The sequence below is a fragment of the Peribacillus sp. RS7 genome (assembly GCF_041956845.1).
GTDB lineage: Bacteria > Bacillota > Bacilli > Bacillales > DSM-1321 > Peribacillus.
The window spans coordinates 774533-788659 of sequence record NZ_CP168135.1 but is presented as its reverse complement, the minus strand read 5'-3'; the positions used below and the strand labels follow the sequence as shown (position 1 = coordinate 788659).

Annotated in this window: 19 protein-coding genes and 1 other annotated feature; of the genes, 13 read left to right on the top strand and 6 right to left on the bottom strand. The window is 38.6% G+C overall.

The genetic code is table 11. The features are described from left to right. The first annotated feature begins 63 nt into the window (after positions 1 to 63). Positions 64 to 678: a TetR/AcrR family transcriptional regulator gene (locus ACDZ29_RS04080; RefSeq protein WP_370016196.1), complete on the top strand. Its 615-nt coding sequence runs from the start codon at positions 64 to 66 to the stop codon at positions 676 to 678. Here the strand turns inward: ACDZ29_RS04080 and ACDZ29_RS04075 are convergent. The 4 genes from ACDZ29_RS04075 to ACDZ29_RS04060 all read right to left on the bottom strand — a co-directional run bounded on the left by ACDZ29_RS04075 (position 654) and on the right by ACDZ29_RS04060 (position 1547). Continuing rightward, positions 654 to 929: a hypothetical protein gene (locus ACDZ29_RS04075; RefSeq protein WP_375089997.1), complete on the bottom strand. Its 276-nt coding sequence runs from the start codon at positions 927 to 929 to the stop codon at positions 654 to 656. The genes ACDZ29_RS04080 and ACDZ29_RS04075 overlap by 25 nt on opposite strands. Beyond that, positions 919 to 1053, bottom strand: coding sequence for a hypothetical protein (locus ACDZ29_RS04070; RefSeq protein ID WP_375089996.1), 135 nt, complete (start codon positions 1051 to 1053; stop codon positions 919 to 921). Before ACDZ29_RS04070 ends, ACDZ29_RS04075 begins: the two co-directional genes overlap by 11 nt. Further along, a complete protein-coding gene (locus ACDZ29_RS04065; protein WP_375089994.1) occupies positions 1050 to 1331 on the bottom strand; it encodes a hypothetical protein in 282 nt (93 codons plus the stop codon). The genes ACDZ29_RS04070 and ACDZ29_RS04065 overlap by 4 nt, the downstream gene beginning before the upstream one ends. Before the next feature lie 81 nt (positions 1332 to 1412). Continuing rightward, complete coding sequence (locus ACDZ29_RS04060) at positions 1413 to 1547, bottom strand: hypothetical protein (protein ID WP_375089993.1); 135 nt, start codon at positions 1545 to 1547, stop codon at positions 1413 to 1415. Positions 1548 to 1763: 216 nt separating this feature from the next. Between ACDZ29_RS04060 and ACDZ29_RS04055 the strand changes: the two genes are divergently transcribed. The 6 genes from ACDZ29_RS04055 to ACDZ29_RS04030 all read left to right on the top strand — a co-directional run bounded on the left by ACDZ29_RS04055 (position 1764) and on the right by ACDZ29_RS04030 (position 5792). Further along, on the top strand, positions 1764 to 2111 hold the full coding sequence (locus ACDZ29_RS04055) for a flagellar basal body rod protein (RefSeq protein WP_370016192.1): 348 nt from the start codon (positions 1764 to 1766) through the stop codon (positions 2109 to 2111). 19 nt (positions 2112 to 2130) lie between these two features. After that, the gene (locus ACDZ29_RS04050) at positions 2131 to 2766 is read left to right on the top strand and encodes a PspA/IM30 family protein (protein ID WP_375089991.1); all 636 of its coding nucleotides are present in this window, start codon (positions 2131 to 2133) and stop codon (positions 2764 to 2766) included. A 154-nt stretch (positions 2767 to 2920) separates the two neighbouring features. Beyond that, a complete protein-coding gene (gene liaF / locus ACDZ29_RS04045; protein ID WP_289315176.1) occupies positions 2921 to 3667 on the top strand; it encodes a cell wall-active antibiotics response protein LiaF in 747 nt (248 codons plus the stop codon). Then, positions 3664 to 4710: a sensor histidine kinase gene (locus ACDZ29_RS04040; RefSeq protein WP_375089989.1), complete on the top strand. Its 1047-nt coding sequence runs from the start codon at positions 3664 to 3666 to the stop codon at positions 4708 to 4710. Before liaF ends, ACDZ29_RS04040 begins: the two co-directional genes overlap by 4 nt. After that, positions 4703 to 5344: a response regulator transcription factor gene (locus ACDZ29_RS04035; RefSeq protein WP_289326188.1), complete on the top strand. Its 642-nt coding sequence runs from the start codon at positions 4703 to 4705 to the stop codon at positions 5342 to 5344. The genes ACDZ29_RS04040 and ACDZ29_RS04035 overlap by 8 nt, the downstream gene beginning before the upstream one ends. 148 nt (positions 5345 to 5492) lie before the next feature. Then, complete coding sequence (locus ACDZ29_RS04030) at positions 5493 to 5792, top strand: hypothetical protein (protein ID WP_289326187.1); 300 nt, start codon at positions 5493 to 5495, stop codon at positions 5790 to 5792. Between the two features lie 72 nt (positions 5793 to 5864). Here the strand turns inward: ACDZ29_RS04030 and ACDZ29_RS04025 are convergent, their stop codons facing one another. Then, on the bottom strand, positions 5865 to 7028 hold the full coding sequence (locus ACDZ29_RS04025; RefSeq protein WP_289326186.1) for an MFS transporter: 1164 nt from the start codon (positions 7026 to 7028) through the stop codon (positions 5865 to 5867). Positions 7029 to 7236: 208 nt separating this feature from the next. Here ACDZ29_RS04025 and ACDZ29_RS04020 point away from each other — a divergent pair, with 208 nt between their 5' ends. Beyond that, complete coding sequence (locus tag ACDZ29_RS04020) at positions 7237 to 7470, top strand: hypothetical protein (RefSeq protein ID WP_375089987.1); 234 nt, start codon at positions 7237 to 7239, stop codon at positions 7468 to 7470. Between the two features lie 313 nt (positions 7471 to 7783). Here ACDZ29_RS04020 and ACDZ29_RS04015 read toward each other — a convergent pair whose 3' ends face one another. Continuing rightward, positions 7784 to 8023, bottom strand: coding sequence for a hypothetical protein (locus ACDZ29_RS04015; RefSeq protein ID WP_375089985.1), 240 nt, complete (start codon positions 8021 to 8023; stop codon positions 7784 to 7786). A gap of 818 nt (positions 8024 to 8841) precedes the next feature. Next, positions 8842 to 9077, top strand: a binding site (T-box leader). A 59-nt stretch (positions 9078 to 9136) separates the two neighbouring features. On the opposite strand from ACDZ29_RS04015, the gene ACDZ29_RS04010 reads away from it, so the two are divergent. The 5 genes from ACDZ29_RS04010 (at position 9137) to ACDZ29_RS03990 (ending at position 14099) form a co-directional block, all read left to right on the top strand. After that, the gene (locus tag ACDZ29_RS04010) at positions 9137 to 10486 is read left to right on the top strand and encodes an amino acid permease (protein WP_289315181.1); all 1350 of its coding nucleotides are present in this window, start codon (positions 9137 to 9139) and stop codon (positions 10484 to 10486) included. Between the two features lie 243 nt (positions 10487 to 10729). Then, complete coding sequence (locus ACDZ29_RS04005; protein ID WP_289315182.1) at positions 10730 to 11386, top strand: phosphatase PAP2 family protein; 657 nt, start codon at positions 10730 to 10732, stop codon at positions 11384 to 11386. 166 nt (positions 11387 to 11552) lie between these two features. Then, positions 11553 to 12758 (top strand): hypothetical protein, encoded by a 1206-nt coding sequence (locus ACDZ29_RS04000; RefSeq protein ID WP_375089984.1) that lies wholly within the window; start codon positions 11553 to 11555, stop codon positions 12756 to 12758. Positions 12759 to 13011: 253 nt separating this feature from the next. Then, complete coding sequence (locus tag ACDZ29_RS03995; protein ID WP_370016184.1) at positions 13012 to 13341, top strand: PadR family transcriptional regulator; 330 nt, start codon at positions 13012 to 13014, stop codon at positions 13339 to 13341. 2 nt (positions 13342 to 13343) lie between these two features. Beyond that, on the top strand, positions 13344 to 14099 hold the full coding sequence (locus tag ACDZ29_RS03990) for an HAAS domain-containing protein (protein ID WP_375089982.1): 756 nt from the start codon (positions 13344 to 13346) through the stop codon (positions 14097 to 14099). The last annotated feature ends 28 nt before the right edge of the window (positions 14100 to 14127 follow it).

The window sequence follows — 14127 nt, the reverse complement described above, 5'->3', positions numbered from 1 at the left end:
CCAACAAATGTTTTTTATTTTGAGGAAAATCCATTATGCTAGAAGATAAGGGGAGGAATAGGCATGGATAATGGTAAAGTAGGGGATAAACGACATTTGCGCTCAATCATGACACGTCAAAAGTTATTGGAAGCTGCAAAGGAAGTATTTCTTGAAGAAGGTTTTCAAGCTGCGGTTATCTCCCAAATGATCAAAAGGGCAAACATCGGATACGGAACTGCCTATGTTCATTTTAAAGGAAAAGAGGATCTTTTAATTGTACTAATGGAGAACGTAATGGAGCAATTTTACGAAATTGCCGAGACCTCTTTCTTTCCAAAATCAAAAGACGAAGCAAAACATATCATAAACAAACAAGCCAATGCATTTTTAAAAATGGCAGAGGCTGAACGCTATATGATGCAAGTTTTCGAACAGGCCATTGGGGTTTCAACCGTCATATCAGATAAATGGAAAGCGATCCGCATGAAGTTCATCCAGCGAATTTCAAAGGACGTCGCCTACGCACAGCAAAATGGACTGGCAAGAGCTGAACTGAACCATGAGCTTGTCGCAAGAGGGTGGTTTTTCACGAATGAAATGTATCTTTGGGAAATTGTCCGAAACGAACATCATAGTTCTGTTGAAGAAATTTCTCAAACCATCACGTCAGTTTACGTCGAAGGTTTGTATTTGTAATGATAATAGCAGTTCAAAAATCTTCCGGTTATATATAATCGGAAGATTTTTATTTTCAGCATAAATAGCAAAACACTGAATTCACGAGTAAAACGTCCAAACTCACGAGTAAACCATCTGAATTCACGAGTAAGCCGTCCAAACACGAGAAAAACAGCTGAATTCACGAGTAAACCATCCAAACTCACGAGTAAATCATCAGAATTCACGAGTAAAGTGTCCAAACTCACGAGTAAACCATCAGAATTCACGAGTAAGCCGTCCAAACACGAGTAAAATAGCTGAATTCACGTGTAAAGTATCCAAACTCACGAGTAAACCATCAGAATTCACGAGTAAAGTGTCCAAACTCACGAGTAAACCATCAGAATTCACGAGTAAGCCGTCCAAACACGAGTAAACCAGCTGAATTCACGAGTAAAGCGTCCAAACTCACGAGTAAACCATCTAAATTCACGAGTAAGCCGTCCAAACACGAGTAAACCAGCTGAATTCACGAGTAAAGTGTCCAAACTCACGAGTAAACCATCAGAATTCACGAGTAAAGCGTCCAAACTCACGAGTAAACCATCAGAATTCACGAGTAAAGTGTCCAAACTCACGAGTAAATCAGCTAAATTCACGAGTAAGCCGTCCAAACACGAGTAAACCATCAGAATTCTACGAGTAAAGCGTCCAAACTCACGAGTAAACCATCAGAATTCACGAGTAAAGTGTCCAAACTCACGAGTAAATCAGCTAAATTCACGAGTAAGCCGTCCAAACACGAGTAAACCATCAGAATTCACGAGTAAAGTGTCCAAACTCACGAGTAAAGCACCCAAACACAAGGAAATCATCAGAATTACGAGTAAATCAGCTAAATTCATGAATAAATTGTCCGAACTCACGAGTAAAGCACCCAAACACGAGTAAATCATCAGAATTCACGAGTAAAGAGTCCAAACTCACGATTAAAACGCCCCTCATTAGCCTGGGACTTACAGCGTCTACGCCTTAAGTCTTACTAGAAAATATAGCTAAGGCTCATTATACGAACTTGTAAAAGTAGATAAGATATAAACAAGGAAAGGAGGACGAAAACAATGAAGAAATTTGGTTTATTTATTGTAGGACTGATCGCATTATTCCTGTTACTGGCGAATGTGGGTCCATTGATCAGCCTGGCGATTTGCTTGGCGATCCTATACTTTGGATTCAAGCAGTTCATGAAGTCCGAATCGACAGGGGCAAAGGTTGCGTGGGGATCAGTCTCCATTATCGTGCTAATAATTTCTATTTCCCATATCCCGGCAATATTGGGATTGGTGGCAGCTTATGTTCTTTACCTGGTTTATAAAAAATGGAATGAAAATGATGAAAGTGCATCATCGAATGAAAATGACCCATTCTCAAATTTTGAAAGAGAGTGGAAAGAGTTGAATAAGAACTAATAGAAGGGATGGAATTGAAATGGGTAATTTATTTTCAAGAATGAAACAAACGATTTCAGCGGATTTTCATGACTTGTTGGATAAGAAGGAGCAAAAAAATCCAATTGGGATGTTAAATCAATATTTGCGTCAATGTGAGCAGGAGACAGAAAAGGTCGGTAAGCTGCTTGAACGTCAATATCTTTTGAAAGAAGAGTTCACGCGTGAATATAATCAAGCGCAAAATCTAGCTGAAAAACGAAAGCAACAGGCGGAAATCGCTAAGCAGTCGGGAGAAACCGATTTAATGGAATTTGCCATCAAGGAAAGCCTACACTATGAGGATCGGGCGCTTAGTTTGAAGGAGGCGCATAAAAGTGCAGAGGTTCAGTTGGCTGAACTGGAGCGGAAGTATGAAGAAATGAAGCATAAGCTCAAGGATATGCATCTAAAGCGGATGGAACTGATGGGCAGGGAGAATATTGCCCGGGCAAACCACCGGATCAATCGGGTATTGGACGGAGGTAGTTCCGACGCCAAACCGGTAGCGATGTTTGAAGAAATGGAGCATTATATCGATCGCATCGAGCATCAGGTTCATACAGATTATAATCGGCATACGATCGATGCCAGGATTGTCCAGCTTGAAAAAGAATTGGAACAGAAAGAAGCGTAAACGTACATTGAAGAATTGCTGTTATCCCCTGGCTTATTGGAATGGAGGGCGGGGGAAAACAGTCTTCAGAACGTGATAATTTCATGGTATTCTTAAAAGGCACGGGTTCCTGTGCCTTTTAAGAATATCATGATCATACAGGGGAGGCGAACCGATGTTGAACAAGATGAAGACGGACTATATGGGATGGATATTTCTCATCGGAGTCGTCCTGCTTTTTTTAGAGATTTCATTTACGGGTGGAGGTCTCCTTTTTTCCATCGCTTTTTCGATAGGATTTATCTATTTAGGCAGGAAATTCACAAAACGGTCAATCGGGAAAATCCTATTTTTTATAGGGTTGATTTCCCTTATCATCACAGTCTTGAATATGTTCGTCTTTAGATTTTTCCTTATGGCGATCCTCATTTATCTTTTGCTTTTATATTATCAGTCCAAAAAGAACCCTGATTGGATCAGTCCCATTTTAACCAATGAGGATTTGGACGAAGAACGGATCAAGAAGGAACGATTGCTGAAAACCGATTATCTATTTAAAAATAAGTTGTTCGGTCATCAACAAACGGCCGAACATGTATATGAATGGAATTCCGTTAATGTTCAGGGCGGGGTCGGTGATACGGTTATCGATTTAAGCAAAACGATTTTACCGAAAGGCGACGCTGTCATTTCCATTAGGAATATCATTGGCAATATTACTGTCCTTGTACCATATGGCATCGAAATCAGGGTCCATCATTCCGTCGTTGCAGGCAGGGCCCGAATCTTTGAAAATAAGCCTGAATCCAGGGTCTTTAATCAAATTTATTCCTACCAAACGGAAGGGTTCAATGAAACGGATCACAAGGTTCATATCATCACTTCAATCTTAGTTGGGGATTTAGAGGTGAAGCGGGTATGAGCATAATGACACGGCAGATATTGACTGCCCTTGGTGTTTCTTTTGTTCTTTCCCTTGCCTTGCCGGCGGCGGTTTTCTTTATCTTTCCTTTATCCGACTGGAGTTTATTGTGGGAGAAAGTGGTCATGGGGTTACCTTTCGTCATATTCCTGCCAAGTCTGGTCATTACGGTAGGGTTGATCTATGGAGTCGTTTCGGGGATGTTTTGGAAGAGGCAGCTGGAAAGGGTGGATGAAGGGCTTCATTTACTTGAACAGGGCCGCTTACCTTCGCAAGAGGAGACGTTTCCGGTCCAAGAAATGGCTAAAATGGTGGAACGGATGCATCTGATTCATAAGCAAATCAATGAGCAGACTAAATTATCGCAAAAAATGGCGAATGAAAAGGCCATTGATCAGGAGAAACAGATCCAGGAAATCGTTTCCCAGGAACGAAACCGTTTGGCGCGGGAACTGCATGATTCGGTGAGTCAGCAATTGTTTGCCGCTTCGATGTTCATGTCGGCCATTACCGAGTCACAATCCGATATGGAAAAAACGGAAATGAAACAATTCAAGATAGTGGAAGAGATGATCCATCAATCCCAGCTCGAGATGAGGGCTTTATTGCTTCACTTGAGACCCGTTGCATTAAAGGGAAAATCTTTACAGGAAGGAATGAAGGAGCTCCTTTTGGAATTGGCTCAAAAAGTAACGATGGATATAAATTGGAAGATGGAGCCTGTCACTCTGGATAAGGGGATTGAGGACCATCTGTTTCGGATTTTACAAGAATCGATTTCCAATACTCTAAGACATGCAAAAGCGGATTCGCTTGAAGTGCTATTGATCGTTCGTGATGGGCTGATCATTTTACGGATAACGGATGATGGCATCGGTTTTAACGTCGAAGAGTCGAAAACGGGATCATATGGTCTGCAAAACATGCATGAACGGGCTGTTGAATTAGGCGGAACGATGCAGCTTGTTAGCGTTCCGAATAAAGGAACGAAACTTGAAGTGAAAATCCCATTATTAAATGCTGGAGGTGATCATGATGATTAAAGTATTATTTGTCGATGACCATGAAATGGTACGAATAGGGGTATCGGCCTATTTATCCGCACAGGCGGATATCGAAGTGATTGGGGAAGCGGACAATGGTCTGAAAGCTGTCGAACTGGCAATGGATTTGCGTCCGGATATCATTTTGATGGATCTGGTCATGCCGGAAATGGACGGCATAGAAGCGACGAAACGAATTATCGAAAAATGGCCTGAAGCAAAGATCATCATTGTGACAAGCTTCCTTGATGATGAAAAAGTGTACCCGGCATTGGAAGCCGGAGCGACGAGCTATATGTTGAAGACATCTAAGGCCAGCGAGATTGCGAGAGCTGTCCGTTCCACGTTCCAGGGGCAAAGCGTACTTGAACCGGAAGTGACGGGGAAAATGATGGAAAAGTTGCGTCGTCCAAAGATTTCACAGCTTCATGATCAATTGACGAATCGCGAAATGGAAATTTTACTGCTGATGACACAAGGGAAATCGAATCAGGAAATTGCGGATGATCTATACATAGCCCTGAAAACAGCCAAAGTGCATGTCAGCAATATATTAAGTAAGCTTGCCGTGCAAGACCGCACACAAGCAGTGATTTACGCATTTAAGCATTCGCTCGTACAAGAAGAACAGTGAGAGCGTCTATTTACCAATAGGTAAAAGTTTGTTATATTAAGGGAATTATCCCACTATATTGGAAAGTTCTTTTCACGATCAGGGGTTGCTGCGGCAGCCTTTTTTTCTTGGATAATAAATCAGCTTAAAAGCAGAAAGCGGGTGAATGATGTTAAGAGTCATCTTAGAATTATTTCGTATCGTCACCATTATTTTCGTTATTGGAATGATTTTGGGGTTCATCATTAATTCAATCTATGCGATTTTTGGTATAACCGTAGAGAATACCACGGGCGGATGGATTGTTGGTCTGGCAATTTTTCCATTACTTTATGTACTCTATAAAAATCGGCTTCAATTTTCAGGGTTCTATAAAAATGGCGGACAAGTAAAACTCTCAAACAGGACAACTACAATTCTGCTTTGCATCTCCGTGCTAATGTTAACGGTTGCCCCCTTATTTCGCTAATGGAAGCTACATTCGAATGCAAAAAGAGCATGTTTTGATCAAAACATGCTCTTTTTTATACCGTTTTTTGGATTATACAGCTTCCTCTGCAGTATCGAGCCTCTTGCCATATATCCGATAAAGAACCAAAGCAAATACCATTCCTATGAAGGAGATGGAGGAGATGAACAGGTAAAGGGTCTTGCCCCCGAAAGCCCCATATATGGCTCCGCCTATATAAGAAGCAATGATTCCCGAAACCCCGAAGAATAGCAGCGCCAGTACCGTCTGGCCTGTAGCACGCCATTCCACCGGAACGATCCGATACAGATATTGGATGGCGGCCGAGTAGAAAATGGGGAACGTCAATAGCTGCATGACCTGCAAATAAGCTAATAGCTGTGGATCGGTTATCCACGCAGAGACGAAATAACGGATAAAGAAAAACGCCGCTGCAAACGAAATGATGATGATTTCCTTACCCTTGCGCAGCCACCAGAAGCTTAGGGCGAATACAACGATTTCACTTCCTGCCGCTAAGAACCAGGTCAAGCCTACAAGCTTGGCACTTCCTCCAAGTTCCCGGATATACACTCCGAGGAAAGTATCGTTCATCCTTGCTGGAACAGCACAGATAAACACCAATAACAGAAAGAGAAGTGTCTCTTTATTGCTGAAAAAGTGCTTAAGGCTGCTTAAAGTGACAGGTTTTCCCGAAACGGGTGCATCAGGCATCATCCAGCTGACGATGAAGCTGATCAAACCTATGCCGGCAAAAAGGAAGGCCAGGCTGTTAGCTCCGAAATATGACATAACATAGCCGGTGATCAGTGAAATGACCGCATAACCCAAAGCACCATATGTCCGGATGGAACCGTAACTGATCCCGGATTTCTCTGCAATCGTGAAATTGAGGCTTTCTGTCAGGGGATCGATCGGCATCAGAAAGAAATATAGCAGCATGGCAAACAGGATGAGCTGAATATAACTGCTTGAGTCATAGAGAAAATAACCGATTACGCTCGAGAAAAAGATGAGTAACAACAGGACTTTTCGTATAGTCCTCGTTTTGTCGCTGATCATTCCCCATAAAGGCTGGGTGATGAGGGTGACAAAACCTCCTGTACCGATGATGAATCCGATTTGGGCTGGACGCAAACCTTGATCAGCCAGATAAACTGGGAGAAACGGAATGAAAATGGCAAGCAGTCCAAAATATAAAAAGTTAAAACTTTTTAATAATCGTAATGCTTTCATAAAAAGTATGATACCTCACGTGTTCTATAGATTGGTTGATTAACCCTGTTATTGTAACATTGATGACAGAATTTGAGAAAATAGTTTAAATATTTATGGATGGAAATAAAATGGTAGAGTTGGTCTCGAGGTTGAATTTCACTTTTTTTAAATGGATGTAAATGATAGAATTAACACTTATTGTTAAATTCAAGGAGTGGTGTAAATAATGGATCAAAACACAAAAGTGGTTCAAGAGTTGCAGGAATTGAAGCAAAAAGTCGGTCATCTTGAAAACCTATTGACGGAGCAAGCTAATAAAAAGGAAAAAGCAGGACCCCTTCGAATCTTCATGGATGCAGTAGTCTCTTTGCTATTCGGCTTAATTATTGTAGGGCCGGTTGTAGTGGCTGTCGTTGGGGTGTTGATGGTGGTTGCATCATGGTTAGGGATAAGGTTTTAATAGTTTGATTTTATTAGGCAAACATTATCTGTTAATTGTAGGGTTTTTCCAGCTGGAATTATTAATATAAGATTCAGGAAAAAGGTCACGGTCTTGCTATTCCATCTAATTATAGATGGGGAAGGTGACATCATGATACATTTTTTATTGAACTTAATTACAGAAATGGGTATTCTCCAAAGGCCTAGCAACAAAATGTACGATTCTTCTTAGAATAACGAGAAAAGTCTTGAAAAATACTCTTGTTTTAACTATCGAGACCGTGTTAGTTATCAAAAAATGGTAAAGAAAGGTACATAAATAAAACCCACACCTAAAAAAGGGAGTGGCTTTTTCCACTTTTTTCTAATAAAGCTTTAAATGTACTTGCTTCTTCTTCAATATTATTTCTATTTTTTATAGTTTTTTTAAATTGAATTATTCCGACTCCTAACATACAAAGGCTTAATGGAATAAATAGAACTATAAAAGTTGTTTGTTTAATCATATTCGCACTAAATAAAATTAAAAGAAAGAATGTTAATACAGTCGTGTAATTAAAAATTCTATTCATATTTACCACCTTTTCCAAGGGGAATATTTACATATTGTATACATGATTATACAATTAAAACAAACACATGAGAAAAGGTATTTTGAGCAATAAAAAATTTCAATCGGATTTTTATGGTATTCCTGAGTTTAGTATTATTTACAGCTATAGTCTCTATTCATTCAAATTAAACTGAGAGTAGGTTGATCTGCTCTTAAATCATTAGCAGCAGAAATAACTGGTGTCGCATGGGCTTTATGCGTGTAATAAATTTATAAAGAGTTTGTAACTATTAAAAAAGTAATACGAGAGCTAACCAAAGAATAGACCTCCCTCCTCAAAGGAAGGGGTCTATTTCTTTTTGATTTTGCGAATGAGAGGTAGTTGGAATGTAGAAAGGTAACTAAAAAACCTTCGAAAAAAAGGAAAAAATTATTATAAAAGCCACCGATTTAATGATGATGGATTTTAGTTTATTGATTTTTTTTCGTATTTTTCTTATTCTTTCCCATTAAAGCAGTTGCTATTGCTCCGATAAAATTCCCCAATGCTTCAAACATCAAAATTGACCTCCAATAATAATGGAAATAGTTAATATTTATATTTTATGCCAATTATAACAGATGTTAACATTAATAAACTAACGGGTGCGTTAGCGCCAAAATAAAGCCACAAAGTGCCTTTATTTTAAATAGCATTTTACTGTTTTCAAAAAGCTTTCCAATCATGATTTCCGGTGATTTGTTTCTTTAAAAATATTATCCTAAGAAAATTATTGACAAATTTACTTCGAGTCCGTATAGTATTGGATATTATTAAAAATATTCAGATATAATTTTTGAAACGCAATGATCAGGAGTAGTAAAAGCATATTATTCGGTTAAGAGAGCTGCGGGTTGGTGCAACGCAGTCCAATGATTCTTTGAACTTGCCTGGGAGTGGTAAAGCGGAAGATTAGATGTAATCTACTCTTTTGTTTTAACGATTGACCTTCGTTACAAGGTTTTTAGAGCAGGGTTCGAAAAGAGCCAATAAGAGTGGTACCGCGGTAAGCTTAAGGCATATCGTCTCTTTCTTCATTTGATTATGAAGGAAGAGACGATATGCTTTTTTTGATTTTTGGGAGGTTAGGATATGGAAACTGAAAAACGGAATTTACAGAGGACAATGACTTCAAGGCATATTACGATGATGGCATTGGGCGGTGCCATCGGGGCAGGTTTATTTAAAGGAAGCAGTTCAGCCATTGATATGGCAGGACCATCCGTAATCGTTGCTTATTTGATAGGAGGCATCATCCTATTATTCATCATGCAAGGTTTAGCTGAAATGGCGGTCCGCAATAGCGGTGCACGAACATTCAGGGATTTGGTCCAATCGATTTTAGGAAAGTATCCTGCCTATTTCCTGGATTGGATCTATTGGAAAATGTGGGTATTGAACATCACGGCCGAATCAGTGGTTGCGGCGATTTTTATTCAATATTGGCTGCCTGGATATCCGATCTGGATTCTGGCATTAGCTGTTTCGGTGTTAGTTACTGCGGTTAACTTGCTGTCGGTAAAGGTTTTTGCTGAAACGGAGTACTGGCTTGCATTAATCAAAATTACCGTCATCATTGTGTTCATCATGGCTGGATTATTGTTACTGCTCGTGACTTTTGGTGATCATACAGCGGTCGGTTTCTCTAACTTGACTGAGCATGGCGGTTTCTTTCCGAATGGATCGACAGGTTTAATCACGGCGATGCTGGTGGTAATCTATTCATATGGTGGTACGGAAATCATCGGGGTCACATTGGCTGAAACGAAAAATCCTGAAAAAGTTGTTCCAAAAGCCGTTCGCAGTACATTGGTCAGGATCATTTCTTTCTATATCATTCCATTTTTCATCATCGTTAGCTTGATTCCTTGGAACGAAGTAAACGGTGTGCCGGAAAGTCCGTTTGTGATGGTCTTTCAAATGATTGGGATTCCAGGTGCCGACCATATTATGAACGCCGTCGTTCTACTGGCGATCATTTCATCGATGAACTCTGGATTGTATGGTTCATCCCGCGTCCTGTATACACAAGCTGTGGACGGTCGCATTCCGAAAATCTTTTCACGTTTATCCAAGAAGAAAGTTCCTGTTTACGCAATATTAATGTGTACGTCCGCTTTATACGGCGGTGTACTGATTTCCTTATTTGCAGGAAGCAAGACTTTTGATTTCCTAATGGGATCGCTGGGATATACCGTATTATTCATCTGGTTGATCATTGCATTCGCCCATTTGAAATCACGTAAACAACAGTCCGGAAAAACAAGTGGCTATGCAGTTAAATGGTTCCCGTATACGACATGGGCTGCGATCATCGCTTTAATAACGATCCTTATCGGAATCATTTTCACGACATCCATAATCGTAACGATCATTACACTTTGCATCTATATCTTCATTACCTTGACGTATGTATGGAAAAGAAGGCTTAACAAGATCTAGCAGTAAGCGGGGCATAAATAAAGTTTCAGTATCAAGCCGTGGTATGCATACCATGGCTTTCCTTATGTCATGCAGCTGAATGGGAATTTAGTTATTTTTGGTCTACAACTGGAAAAGTAAGAGATATCCATTTTAATAGTTCATGGGAATCATTAACTTTAGCATATAAATAATCAATCTAGCGAAAAATGTTGTATAATAATCTTTGGAAATTACCCAATATATTGAAAGCCGGAGCGAGCTATGAAAAACAATCCTATCTTATCCTTTCACCCGCTATGCTATTTATTACTTTTAATGATTACTAGTTCCATCTACTCGGTAATCAATCAATCTTCAGGTCACGCTGTCGATGTTACGACTATAATAGATGGGGAGATTCCCTTTATTAAAGAATTTGTCGTTCCATATTTACTTTGGTATCCGTATATTTATGGATTGCTGATTTACTACTGTTTTGTTGACCGTAAGCACTATTTTGTGGCATTAGGCAGCTTGATATCGGGGAAACTTCTCTGTTTTCTTGTATATTGCCTATGGCAATCGACAGTCCCGCGTCCAGAAGTGGTGGGGAACGATATCTTTGCCCATTTAATGCGATTCGTTTATAGTCATGATCAACCTGTCAACTGTCTGCCGAGCATTCATGTACTGACTACATTCATCATGATGATCGTCGTCCATAAGCGGAAAGAACAGCATAAATGGGAGTATGCCAGTGTCACTGCATTCGGAACACTGATTATCCTTTCCACGCTATTTACGAAACAGCATGCTGTATTGGATGTGCTGGCCGGAATACTCCTTGCATATGGGGTGTATGCTTCGATCCAGTATATGTACCAAGCGTTTTCGGCTTATCAGGCCAATCATTATCCAGCAAGGCAAATTAAAAAATGATCTCAGGCCACATTACATGAAAAATGCCACTGTAAGATATTCGCTCCCGTGAGCTGATATTTTACAGTGGCATTTTGTGTTTCTATTAAGGATTTGGATATTTATGTTAAATCATATGTGGTATTATGTTTTTAACCGAATTGAAACAGTGGAGGGGAGGTAAGAAATGACTCATTATCTTAATCGAATTGCTGAAGACTTAGTTAAAGAGAAAGTGGAAAATTATTGGCCGGGTTTTGAACTCGTTGCTTATGCATTATATGATAGGAGAAATGTTTATCTATTCAATCATCCTAAATTTAGTTGCAATCAACAAGATAGATTTCATATTTTAAGATGGGATGTACAGTTTACTGGAGACACAATCATCCTATATGAAGAATATCCCACTGCGATTGTCAATATGGAATCATATGAGGAATATGAAGGTTTGTATTCAATACTGATTCACGAATTATTTCACGGGCATCAGTATATAAAAAGTGAAAAACGGTTTCCAGATGAAATGATGGGAATTACATATCCGTTGTCAAAAGGTAATGTGGAATTACGAAATCAGGAAAGAACAAATCTTTATAATGCATTGTTGGAAAATAACATAATTAAGAAGAAACAATATCTTAATACTTTCATTGCCTTTAGAGAAAAAAGAACAGCCAAGATTACAGGGTACCTAACATATGAAAAATTAATTGAAACCGTTGAGGGACCTGCGTTGTATGTGGAATTAAAGGCTTACTCGGAAAAAAGCCTACTTGATTACGATTCAGTTTTAAGAATGTATGGACAGGACTTAATGAACAAATATGAATCTACTTCTAACATAAGAAGGAGTAGTTATAGTTCCGGCTTGTTTATGTGCTTGTTACTCGAAGAGCTTTCGCCAGGTTGGATGGAAAGTTTTTTTGATATAGAAGATACATTATATGACCTATTAAAACAACAGTCCGGTGACTATATGGAATATTCAATAGCTGATGTTAAAATAAGTTCTGAAACAGAGGAAGTCGTTAATTTTGCTATGGAAAAGAGATTTAAAGCATTTGAAGAGTTTAATGAACAAGCAGGTATTCATCTATATATTGAAGGGGAAATAACTGCTAAATCCTTTGACCCTATGAATATCATCCCATTAGAAGATAGACTTTTACATAAGAGCTTTATAAAAGTAAGAATGAATAATCAAGATTTTCTTATTCAACAACCTGTTATTGCCCATGTTGATAATGGAATTCAAAACATAAATAAACTACACCTGATATTAGAGAATGCCCCCATTGAAAACATTGATTCGATTACAATTAATGATGTTGGAGAAATAAAGGGAAGATATAAGAAACAAGAAAATAACTTGCATTTACTTATTGATTAAAATGTATCCTCATATCTTATTAAACTATCATTTTTTATATGAAATCTTTTCGGGAGTGTCCCTTTTTGTTAAATCGCCAAAAATTTTAAAACGCAAAAAAAAAGTAAATCTACCTACAGGAATAATAAGGAATTAATGACTTGCAATACCAGGTAGTAAAATGTAAAATAAAGTATATCTTGCTTTGCAAGGTAAATATTTTTGGGCCCAATACCTTGTTATACAAGACAAAGGAAGAAGTGATTCAATATCCATGTCATCAACTCAAATGCTTAAAGGGATTTTGGAAGGTTGTCTGTTAGCGATCATTAAAGAAGGGGAAGTTTATGGGTATGAATTAGCCGAGAAGCTTGGGGAATATGGGTTTGATTCTTTAAGTGAAGGTACCATCTATCCCTTATTAATACGCATGCAGAAAGAAAAATTAGTCAATACCACTTTAAAGAAATCAACAGCGGGACCTAGCCGGAAGTATTACTCGTTATCTGAAAAAGGCGAGAGCGAACTGGAAGTCTTCATTGACCGCTGGGATAAGCTAAGTTCAAATGTAAATAAAATAGTGAAAAACCAAGGGGGAATGTAGCGGTGCTTGATGTTAACAAAACGTTATCCAAGGAGAGTCAAACCTTTTTGGAAAACCTCAGATTATACCTTTTTTCGAGTGGGAAGAAAACCGATGCAATTGAGGATATCATTGAAGAGTTAGAGGTCCATCTTTTTGAAGCGGAGTGTGATGAAAAAAGTGTAGAACATATCATAGGCAGTAGTCCAAAAGAGTACATGAAACTTCTTTCTGATGAAATGTCAGTTGATTTTAAGGGATGGTTTAAATATATATTGATGATTTTATTTGGGGCATTTTCCTATTTGATTATTGATAAGGCTTTAAATGGTGGAATTGAATTTTCGTTTTTGGAGATCATCGGTTATCCTATGGCTGGAATCCTTTCAATATTAGTTTATATGATATCTTTCAGGTATATGGCGAGGCATAAATTATCCATGTTCAAGCAAGGTGTAATCCTATTTGCCCTAGGCATGATTTCGATAGCATTGTTTGCAGGTTTAATTATTTTTAGTGGAATTCATAGCACAACTTTTATAAAACTTGAAAACACAGGTACTATTGTTGCTGTAATACTAGCCATTTCTATATTCATCCTCATATCCATATGGAGTAAAACCTGGGTTTCCATCATCATTCCAATATTGCTTTTTGCACCAAAACTTTTATTGACCAATTATCAAGGGAACGTAAATTTGATATTGAGCAGTGTCATAACGATGCTGGGTATCCTTCTTTATTGTGGATATACCATCAGGAAAACCAAAAGTGATTGAAGTGATTATATAGTTCCAATTTACAAGC

Bases quoted from the DNA above. Each gene is read 5' to 3' on its own strand.
- ACDZ29_RS04080 (WP_370016196.1), top strand. From the start codon at position 64: ATGGATAATGGTAAAGTAGGGGATAAACGACATTTGCGCTCAATCATG.
- ACDZ29_RS04065 (WP_375089994.1), bottom strand. From the start codon at position 1,331: ATGGTTTACTCGTGTTTGGACGGCTTACTCGTGAATTTAGCTGATTTA.
- ACDZ29_RS04060 (WP_375089993.1), bottom strand. From the start codon at position 1,547: ATGAATTTAGCTGATTTACTCGTAATTCTGATGATTTCCTTGTGTTTG.
- ACDZ29_RS04055 (WP_370016192.1), top strand. From the start codon at position 1,764: ATGAAGAAATTTGGTTTATTTATTGTAGGACTGATCGCATTATTCCTG.
- ACDZ29_RS04050 (WP_375089991.1), top strand. From the start codon at position 2,131: ATGGGTAATTTATTTTCAAGAATGAAACAAACGATTTCAGCGGATTTT.
- liaF (WP_289315176.1), top strand. From the start codon at position 2,921: ATGTTGAACAAGATGAAGACGGACTATATGGGATGGATATTTCTCATC.
- ACDZ29_RS04040 (WP_375089989.1), top strand. From the start codon at position 3,664: ATGAGCATAATGACACGGCAGATATTGACTGCCCTTGGTGTTTCTTTT.
- ACDZ29_RS04035 (WP_289326188.1), top strand. From the start codon at position 4,703: ATGATTAAAGTATTATTTGTCGATGACCATGAAATGGTACGAATAGGG.
- ACDZ29_RS04030 (WP_289326187.1), top strand. From the start codon at position 5,493: ATGTTAAGAGTCATCTTAGAATTATTTCGTATCGTCACCATTATTTTC.
- ACDZ29_RS04025 (WP_289326186.1), bottom strand. From the start codon at position 7,028: ATGAAAGCATTACGATTATTAAAAAGTTTTAACTTTTTATATTTTGGA.
- ACDZ29_RS04020 (WP_375089987.1), top strand. From the start codon at position 7,237: ATGGATCAAAACACAAAAGTGGTTCAAGAGTTGCAGGAATTGAAGCAA.
- ACDZ29_RS04015 (WP_375089985.1), bottom strand. From the start codon at position 8,023: ATGAATAGAATTTTTAATTACACGACTGTATTAACATTCTTTCTTTTA.
- ACDZ29_RS04010 (WP_289315181.1), top strand. From the start codon at position 9,137: ATGGAAACTGAAAAACGGAATTTACAGAGGACAATGACTTCAAGGCAT.
- ACDZ29_RS04005 (WP_289315182.1), top strand. From the start codon at position 10,730: ATGAAAAACAATCCTATCTTATCCTTTCACCCGCTATGCTATTTATTA.
- ACDZ29_RS04000 (WP_375089984.1), top strand. From the start codon at position 11,553: ATGACTCATTATCTTAATCGAATTGCTGAAGACTTAGTTAAAGAGAAA.
- ACDZ29_RS03995 (WP_370016184.1), top strand. From the start codon at position 13,012: ATGTCATCAACTCAAATGCTTAAAGGGATTTTGGAAGGTTGTCTGTTA.